This is a genomic window from Photorhabdus viridis, assembly GCF_040256935.1.
Lineage (GTDB): Bacteria > Pseudomonadota > Gammaproteobacteria > Enterobacterales > Enterobacteriaceae > Photorhabdus > Photorhabdus viridis.
In genome coordinates, this window is sequence record NZ_JBEJZY010000182.1 from 1 (window position 1) to 955 (window position 955).

Annotated in this window: 1 pseudogene; it reads left to right on the forward strand. The window is 63.4% G+C overall.

The features are described from left to right. A pseudogene (locus ABR397_RS22840) lies at positions 1-955 on the forward strand (type IV secretion protein Rhs); the annotation flags it as partial.

Sequence of the window (955 nt, forward strand, 5' to 3'; positions counted from 1 at the left end):
GTGACGGGCCGGTCCTGTCCCTGCGGTATAACCCGCACGGGCAGCTCACTGACATCCTGCGTACCGATGACGGCTTACAGGCGGTGATGGCCCGCTATCACTACCATGAGGATGGCCGGCTGGCCGAAGCCAACAGCACCCAGCATTTTCACCTGTCCTATGAATACAACGCGCAGGGCCTGATGAGCCGCTGGTCCGACGGCGACCAGACCTGGGTGGATTACCGCTACGATAAACAGGGGCGCTGTACCGACAGTGTCGGCGCCGGCGGCTTCTACCCGGTGCATCTGGAGTATGCGCCGGGTCTCACCCGCTCCACCACCCCGCAGGGGCACACCACCACCTGGCATTACAACGACCAGCTGTTGGTCACGGAAATCCACACGCCCTGCGGCAGTGTGACCCGCAATGACTATGATGACTGGGGCAATCTGGTCCGGCAGGTGTTACCGCAGGGGGAAACCCGGACCCTGACTTATCTGGCGGAGACGGGCCGGGTGACCGCCTTCACCGATGCCGCCGGGGCCCGCTGGCAGTACAGTTATGATACCGACCTGCGCCTGACCGGCATGACCGACCCGCTGCAACGGACCTGGCTGCAACTGTATGATGAACACGGCCAGCCATCCGGATTTATTGCCCCGGATGGCCGGAAAACCACCCTGACCCGCAATGCCTTCGGGCTGGTGACCGCCGAAGAAGACACCGACGGCAACCGGCGTACACAGGAATACGATGACCATCAGCGGCTGGTGAGACTGTTTGATGAGGAGAGCCGCACCGTCAGTCTGAGTTATGACAGCCAGGACCGGGTGCGGGGGCTGACGGCTGCCGGCGCGCTGTGGCGCTGGCGTTATGACCGGCATCACCGGGTGGCCGTCAGCGACCGGCCCGATAACCATCTGGAACATTTTGACCATGACCGCCACGGGAACCTGACCCGCTGGACCGATGC